The sequence below is a fragment of the Phenylobacterium sp. genome, assembly GCF_031412415.1.
Classification (GTDB): domain Bacteria; phylum Pseudomonadota; class Alphaproteobacteria; order Caulobacterales; family Caulobacteraceae; genus Phenylobacterium.
In genome coordinates this window covers 1-7,314 of sequence record NZ_JANOCX010000200.1, presented here as the reverse complement: position 1 = coordinate 7,314, position 7,314 = coordinate 1, and the positions used below count along the sequence as shown (strand labels likewise).

Below are 7,314 nucleotides of genomic sequence, written 5' to 3'. Positions count from 1 at the left end.
GCGATGCGGTCCTCGGGCAGTTGGAAATCGAAATCGGCAAGCTGCATGGGCGGGCTTGAAGGCCACGGGCGGGCTCACGCGTCAAGCGTGAGCCCGTGCTAGGCAGGCGCATGGGGTTCCTTCGAATCGTCGCGACAGGCCTGGGCGCCGTCTGCGCCCTGGCCGCGATCCTGGCCCAGGGCGGCCGGTGGAGCGGCCTGCTGGACGTCCTCACCCACTTCGCGCCGATCTGGTTGGCGGGCTCGGTCCTGTTGCTGGTCATGGCCTTGGTGACGCCGGCTCGGACGCGCGGTGGTCGCCTGGCGATGCTGGGCGGCCTCGGGGTCCTCAGCACCCTATGGCTCGTGACGCCCGAACTGTTGAGGTCGCCGTCCGCGCCCGCGCCGGCCGACGCAACCCGGCGCTTGAAGGTCATCCAGTTCAACGCCGAGCCCAGGCCCGCCCGCTTCGACACCATGGCCCGCTGGCTCGCCGACCAGGACCCCGACATCCTGGTGCTTGAAGACAGCACCGCGCAGCTTCGCGCCCTGATCCAGCGCCGCATGCCGCGGCGCATGACCTGTTCGCCCGGCTGCCAGGTGGCGATCCTCAGCCGCGCGCGGCCGGTGGATGTGGCGACCATGGGTGGCGGCCGGTGGGGCCTGGACCCCCACACGATCGTCGCGACCTTCGCGCCAGCCGATGGCGGTTATGTCGTGGTCGGCTCGCACTACGGCCGGCCGGGCGCCGTCGCCAGGAAGTCGATGACCGCCAAGACCTTCGTCCAGGCCGAGAACAGCCGCCGCCTCCACCGGATGGCGGCTCCACTTCCCAGGGCCCGCCTGATCGTGGTGGGCGACTTCAACTCCACGCCGTGGTCGTTCGCCCTGCGGCGCGACGACGCCGCCCTGGGGATCGAGCGCCGGACCCAGGCGCTCTACTCCTGGCCCGCCCACTGGTTCGGCCCGCCGTTCCTGCCGATCGATCAGATATACGCCGGCCCGGCCTGGCGGACCGTCAGCGTCACCCGTGGACCCCGGATCGGATCGGATCACTATCCAGTCGTGGCGGTTCTCGCCCTGCCGCGGAGCCCATAGCGCGATGGAGATGCTGCGATCATTTTTCGGCGTTCAGGTCTTCCTCATAGGCCTGCTGTGCGCCGGCGCAGCCCTGGCGGCGCATGGAGGGCGCTGGAGCGCGCACCTGGACGTGTTCAGCCATTTCGCCCCCTTGTGGCTTGCCGGCGCCCTGCTGGTGGCGCTCTACGGCCTGACGCTGGCCGATCCGGGCTCGCGACGGGGCTTGGTGGTGGTAGGCGCGCTGGGCGCGGCGCTGGCCTTGCTGCTCATCGCGCCGGAATACCTGCGGCGGATGGGGCCAAGAGCGCCCGCAGACGCACCCGGACAAATCAAGCTGATCCAGTTCAACGCCTGGGGGATTGGCAACCGCGCGCCTCGCGAGACCGTCGCCTGGCTCGTCGGCCAGCGTGCCGACATCATCGTCGTACAGGAAGGCGCGGCGTTGGAAGCCGAGATCGTGCGGCGAGGCGGGTATCACGCCGTCTCAGGCCCGGCTTCCGTGATCATCTTCAGCAAGGCCAAACCTTTGACGGCCCAGCTCACGCCCTTGCCAGGTCGGCGCGCGCAGCCGCCCCTGGCGCGCGCGACCTTCGCCCACCCGAACGGCGCCTTCACCGTGATCGGCGTGCACTTCGTCTGGCCGATCTACGGTGCGTTCCACCAGGCGCAGGGCCGAGCGGTCTCCGAGATACTCCGCCAAGGCCCAACGGATCGCACCATCCTGACGGGCGACTTCAACTCCACGCCCTGGTCATTCGAGCGACGGCGGGAGGACGCGATGTTCAGGCTTGAACGGCGCACAAGAGCGCTCTTCACCTGGCCGGCGGGCGCCGTCGCGCCATCAACTCCCCCGCTGCCGTTCCCGCTGCTGCCGATCGACCACGTCTACGCGGGGCCTGGCTGGCGGACGGTCAGGGTCGAGCGAGGCCCAAAATTGGGGTCCGACCACTTTCCCGTCGTGGTCATCCTGGCGCCCTCAGTCGAGCGCTGAGCGGGCCTTCCGCAGGTCGAGGACCAGTTTCGCCTGATCGACCTCGAAGCGGTTGCGCGCCAGTGCCTCCCGTTCCTCGAGAGCGGCGCGGGCGGCGTCGATCTCGGCAAGGACATCGTCCCGGCGGGCCCGTAGTTCGGTCAGCTTGTCTTCCAATCCCGCGACCTTGCGCAGGGACGCCACGGAGGGACCCTTTGGCTTGCCCGGCTTGCCCGGCTTGGCCGTCGCCAGGGCCGCCAGCGCGCCTTTCGCGTCGCTCGGCCGGCGCAGCACCTCACCGGGTCGCGCCGAAGCCGCCGTCACGAGATCGGGATCGTCGGTCTCGCGCGCGCCGCCGGTCTTGAACAGATCCTGATGCGCGCCCCAGGCAGCGAGCGCCTTTGGCCGCGAGCTGGCGGCGACGACATAGTCGGTCAGGCCGTCCGACGTCACGAAAACCTTCAGGCGCGCGGCCAAGCGTCGCTCCTAGCTTAGAGACGCCAGCTCCCGCGTAAGGTTCGCCCGCGCCTGGGGCTCCAGCCAATCGGCGAAGGCCGGATCGGGATAGATAACCGGCGCGTCCAGGAACCGTTGCAGCACCCGCGCACGACCGGCCCGCCACAGGTCGTCGGGCACATGGGCATACTCGGCGCGGACCGCGACCGCGTACGCGTCATAGGCCGTCGGCGGCGCGCCCAGGATCGACAGGTCGATCGAGACCAGGATTTCGCCCAGGCGGTCGCCCTCCTCCACCGCATGGCCGGCGGTCAGCAGGATCAGCCGCGCGACCTCGTCGCGGGCGTGGATGCCGACGTCAAGATCGCGGAGATCGCGCTTGGCCATCTCCGCGCTCTTGGCCTCGTTGTCCGACGCCGTCGCGTCGTAGACCGCGTCATGCCACCAGATGGCATAGGTCAGCGTCTGCAGCTCCGCCTCGGTCAGGTCGGGGACCTTGTCGAGTAGCGCCAGGCACTGCTCGATATGCCGGCGCGTGTGATAGCGCCGGTGCGGCTCGCCATAGGCCCGCTCGAGGTCCGGCGTCACGCGTCGGCCGCGACCTTCATCGAGACGATCTTGCCGGGGCTGCGCGGCGGCTCGCCCTTGGGCAGGCCATCGACCAGATCCATGCCCTCGGTCACTTCGCCCCAGACGGTGTATTGGCCGTCCAGGAACTTGGCGTCGTCGAAGACGATGAAGAACTGGCTGTTGGCCGAGTTCGGCTGGTTGGTCCGCGCCATCGAGCACACGCCGCGCACGTGCGGCTCACGCGAGAACTCAGCCTGCAGGTTCGGCTTGTCCGAACCCGAGGTGCCGGTGCCGGTGGGGTCGCCGCCCTGGGCCATGAAGCCCGGGATCACGCGGTGGAAGACGACGCCGTCATAGAAGCCCTCGCGGGCCAGTTCCTTGATGCGGTCCACGTGGCCGGGGGCCAGGTCGGGACGAAGCTTGATCGTCACCGGGCCGCTTTCCAGCGTCATGATTAGCGTGTTTTCCGGGTCCATCACTTCACCTCCGAGGGAATTCTGATCGCGCACGCCGTGAAATCGGCTCCCTTTGCGGCGCGGACGCTCTCGATCTCGGCCTTGAACCAGGCGCTGTTGGGATCGATCACACGCACCGAGGGGCGCTCGGCGGCCGGGATATCGGCCAGGACGCGCACCTTGTCCATGGTATCCTGCGGATCGGCAGGCGGTTCGCCCACTTTAATAGCGCGGACTGTCTCAAGGCCGGCGATCACCCGGCCCCAGGCCGTGTAGCGCTTTTCCAGCGACGGATAGGCCTGACGCATGAAGAAGAACTGGCTGTTGGCGCTGTTCTCGTCCTCGCCGCGCGCCATCCCGGCCACGCCAGGGCAGTAGAGTGGCCAGGCCGAGATCTTGCCGTCGGCGGTCATGGCCATCAGCATGGCGCTCTGGCTCATGACCGGCAGCGACTTCAGGAACCCGACCTGGCTCACGGCCTGGTCGGCGGCCAGCACCATCGGCGTCTGGGGTCCGCGGCGGAACAGGAACTCCTGCGCCAGGTCCGGCTTGTCGGTGCCGCCTGTGCCGTTGTCGGCGGGATCGCCGGTCTGGGCCATGAACTGGTCGATCACCCGGAAGAATTTGCGGCCGTCATAGACGCCGGAACGCGCCACCTCGCGCACGCGCGCCACGTGGGCCGGCGCGACCTCGGGGACCATCTCGACGAAGATGCGGCCCTTGCTGGTGTCGATGACCAGCACGTCCTCGGGGTTGGGCGTGCGCCAGTCGGAGGCCTTGGGATCTCCAGGCGCGGCGGGCGGGGCGACCGGGGCTGGAGCGGCCTTGCCCTTCGCGGGCGCGGCGGCGGCGGGCGCGGCCATGGCGAGGATGGCGGCGGCGACAAATGCGGTTCGGATCATGGTCTCACTCGTAATGGCCGGCGGCCTCGACCGCCAGCCCGTCAGCGATCAGGCGCCGACCTTCTCAAGCAGCGCGTCTCGGACCCGCGGACTGGTGAACTTGGTCACATCGCCGCCGAGCTGGGCGATTTCCTTGACCAGCTTGGACGAAATCGCCTGGTGGCGCGGGTCGGCCATCAGGAACACGGTCTCGATCTCACGCTCGAGCTGCTGGTTCATGGCGGTCATCTGGAACTCGTACTCGAAGTCGGCGACGGCGCGCAGGCCCCGCACGATCATTGAGGCGCCGATCTCGCGGGCGAAGTGGATCAGCAGGCCTTCGAAGGGCTGCACGACGATCTCGGCGCGATTGAGGTGTTCGGTCTCGCTCTTGAGGATCGCCACGCGTTCCTCAAGGGTGAACAGAGGCCCCTTCCCGGCGTTGATCGCCACGCCGATGACCAGCTTGTCGACCAGCTTCACCGCCCGCCCGATGATGTCGGTGTGGCCGTTGTGGATTGGATCAAAGGTCCCCGGATAGAGCCCCACACGCGTCATTCGACGTCTCCCCCTTTTGCGGTGCAGCAGGGATTTCACCGGCAGGCCGGCCGAAAGCAAGCCATAAGTTGCGGGAGGCGGCGGCTTGGCCAGGACGAGACAGGCCGTCTCGAGCGTACGCCGCCGCCCTGGTGATGGGTTCGGTCCCGGCGCTGATGGAGCTTATCTTCGTCCCGCCGGTGCCGGGCCACGCCACCTGGCATCTCTACCGCAAGGCCGTGGAGCCCTGAGCCGAAGCGGCCGCGCCCTATTCTGGCGCGGCCTCGGCGGTGTCGTCACTTTCGGGCTCGGAACCGTCGCCGCCCTGATCGGCCAGGCGTTCGACCGAGACGACGTGTTCGTCCGCCGCGGTGCGGAAGATGGTCACGCCCGAGGTGTTCCGCCCGACCATGCGGACCTGGCTGACCGGCGTGCGGATCAGTTGGCCCTGGTCGGTGACAAGGAGGATCTCGTCGAAGGCCTCGACCGGGAAGGAGGCCGCGAGCTTGCCGCCCTTCTTCGTCAGGTCCTGGGCCAGCAGCCCCTGCCCGCCCCGACCGGTGCGACGGAACTCGTAGGCGGAGGTACGCTTGCCGAAGCCCTCGGTGGAGACGGTGAGGATCACCTCCTCGGCCGCGCCCAACTGAGCGATGCGTTCGGGGCTGAGCGCCGCCAGATCGACGTCGGTCTCGTCGTCGTCCGGCGCGGCGGCTTCCTCGACCTCGGCGCCGTCCTCGCCCGCTGCCCTGCGCATGGCGTTGGAATGTTTCACGTAAGCCGCGCGTTCAGCCGGTGAGGCGTCCACCGATCGGAGGATCGCCATGGAGATGACGCTGTCGCCATCCGCCAGCCGGATGCCGCGCACGCCGGTGGAATCCCGACCGGCGAAGACGCGCACTTCTTCGGTGGCGAAACGAATGCAGCGGCCCAGCGCGGTGGTCAGCAGGATGTCGTTCTGGGTGGCGTTGCAGAGGCCGACACCGATGATCGCGTCGCCGTCATCCAGCTTCATGGCGATCTTGCCGTTGCGACGGATGCCTTGGAAATCGCTCAGCTTATTACGCCGCACGCCACCCGACTTGGTGGAGAACATGACGTCGTACTGATCCCAGGTCGCCTCGTCCTCGGGCAGCGGCAGGATCGAGGTGATGCTTTCGCCGGGCTCGATGGGCAGCAGGTTCACGAAGGCCTTGCCCCGCGAGGTCGGCGTGCCCACCGGCAGGCGCCAGACCTTGAGCTGATAGACCTTGCCGCCGGACGAGAAGAACAGCATCGGCGTGTGGGTGGAGGCCGAGAACACGCGGGTGACCGCATCCTCGTCCTTGGTCGACATGCCCGAGCGGCCCTTGCCGCCGCGATGTTGGGTTCGATAGGTGGTCAGCGGCGTGCGCTTCACATAGCCGCCGTGGGTGACGGTGATGACCATGTCCTCGCGGACGATCAGGTCCTCGTCTTCCACGTCGGCGTCGCCGTCGACGATCTCGGTGCGGCGCGGCACGGCGAAGGCGTCGCGCACCGCGACCAGTTCCTCGCGGACGATGGCCATGACGTTCTCGCGCGACGACAGGGTCGTCAGGTGACCCTGGATGGCGTCGGCCAGTTCGCGGGCCTCGCCGAAGATTTCGTCGCGGCCCAGGCCGGTGAGGCGCGACAGGGTCAGGGCCAGGATGGCGCGGGCCTGCTCGTCGGTCAGGCGGATCAGATTGGCTTCGATCACCAGGGTGCGCGGATCAGCGATCAGCTCGACCAGGGGCAGCATGTCGCCCGCCGGCCAGTCCTTGGCCACCAGACGCTCGCGCGCCTCGGCCGGGTCCTTGGACGAGCGGATGATGTGAATGAACTCGTCGATGTTGGCCACGGCGATGGCCAGGCCCACCAAGACGTGGCCGCGGTCGCGGGCCTTGGAGAGCTCGAACTTCACCCGCCGGACGACCACTTCCTCGCGGAAGTCGACAAAGGCGACGACCAGGTCGCGCAGGTGCATCTCCCGCGGGCGACCGCGATCGAGCGCCAGCATGTTGACGGCGAAGGAACTCTGCAGCGGCGTGTAGCGATAGAGCTGGTTCAGCACCACGTCCGGCGAGGCGTCGCGCTTCATCTCGATGACCACGCGCATGCCGTCGCGGTCGCTTTCGTCGCGCAGGTCGGAGATGCCCTCGATGCGCTTCTCGCGCACCAGTTCGGCGATTCGCTCGACCATGGCGGCCTTGTTCACTTGGAACGGAATCTGGGTGATGACGATGGCTTCGCGGTCCTTGCGAAGCGTCTGGATCGCCGCCTTGCCACGCATGATGACCGAGCCTCGGCCGGTGGCCAGCGCGGTTCGCGCGCCGGTGCGGCCGATGATCTCGCCGCCGGTCGGGAAGTCCGGGCCCGGCACGATATCC

Annotated in this window: 8 protein-coding genes; 2 read left to right on the top strand and 6 right to left on the bottom strand. The window is 68.5% G+C overall.

Annotation, left to right across the window (positions count from 1 at the left end; all coding sequences use genetic code 11):
- Positions 1 to 110: 110 nt before the first annotated feature.
- Together RMO04_RS09710 and RMO04_RS09705 are read left to right on the top strand one after the other, a co-directional pair.
- A complete protein-coding gene (locus tag RMO04_RS09710; protein ID WP_309644580.1) occupies positions 111 to 1,076 on the top strand; it encodes an endonuclease/exonuclease/phosphatase family protein in 966 nt (321 codons plus the stop codon).
- A gap of 10 nt (positions 1,077 to 1,086) precedes the next feature.
- Positions 1,087 to 2,049, top strand: a complete 963-nt coding sequence (locus RMO04_RS09705; protein WP_309644579.1) for an endonuclease/exonuclease/phosphatase family protein — start codon at positions 1,087 to 1,089, stop codon at positions 2,047 to 2,049.
- Here the strand turns inward: RMO04_RS09705 and RMO04_RS09700 are convergent.
- The 6 genes from RMO04_RS09700 to RMO04_RS09675 form a co-directional block, all read right to left on the bottom strand.
- Positions 2,035 to 2,505, bottom strand: coding sequence for a hypothetical protein (locus RMO04_RS09700; RefSeq protein ID WP_309644578.1), 471 nt, complete (start codon positions 2,503 to 2,505; stop codon positions 2,035 to 2,037). The two genes, RMO04_RS09705 and RMO04_RS09700, sit on opposite strands and share 15 nt — an antisense overlap.
- 9 nt (positions 2,506 to 2,514) lie before the next feature.
- Positions 2,515 to 3,072 carry a phosphohydrolase gene (locus RMO04_RS09695; protein WP_309644577.1) on the bottom strand — a complete coding sequence of 186 codons (558 nt, stop codon included), beginning with the start codon at positions 3,070 to 3,072 and terminating at the stop codon, positions 2,515 to 2,517.
- Positions 3,069 to 3,530: a peptidylprolyl isomerase gene (locus RMO04_RS09690; protein ID WP_309644576.1), complete on the bottom strand. Its 462-nt coding sequence runs from the start codon at positions 3,528 to 3,530 to the stop codon at positions 3,069 to 3,071. Before RMO04_RS09690 ends, RMO04_RS09695 begins: the two co-directional genes overlap by 4 nt.
- Positions 3,530 to 4,411, bottom strand: coding sequence for a peptidylprolyl isomerase (locus RMO04_RS09685; protein WP_309644575.1), 882 nt, complete (start codon positions 4,409 to 4,411; stop codon positions 3,530 to 3,532). Before RMO04_RS09685 ends, RMO04_RS09690 begins: the two co-directional genes overlap by 1 nt.
- Before the next feature lie 48 nt (positions 4,412 to 4,459).
- Positions 4,460 to 4,948, bottom strand: a complete 489-nt coding sequence (gene coaD, locus RMO04_RS09680; protein WP_309644574.1) for a pantetheine-phosphate adenylyltransferase — start codon at positions 4,946 to 4,948, stop codon at positions 4,460 to 4,462.
- A gap of 247 nt (positions 4,949 to 5,195) precedes the next feature.
- Positions 5,196 to 7,314 (bottom strand): DNA gyrase C-terminal beta-propeller domain-containing protein (locus RMO04_RS09675; RefSeq protein WP_309644573.1); only part of this gene is annotated, 2,119 nt, incomplete at its 5' end.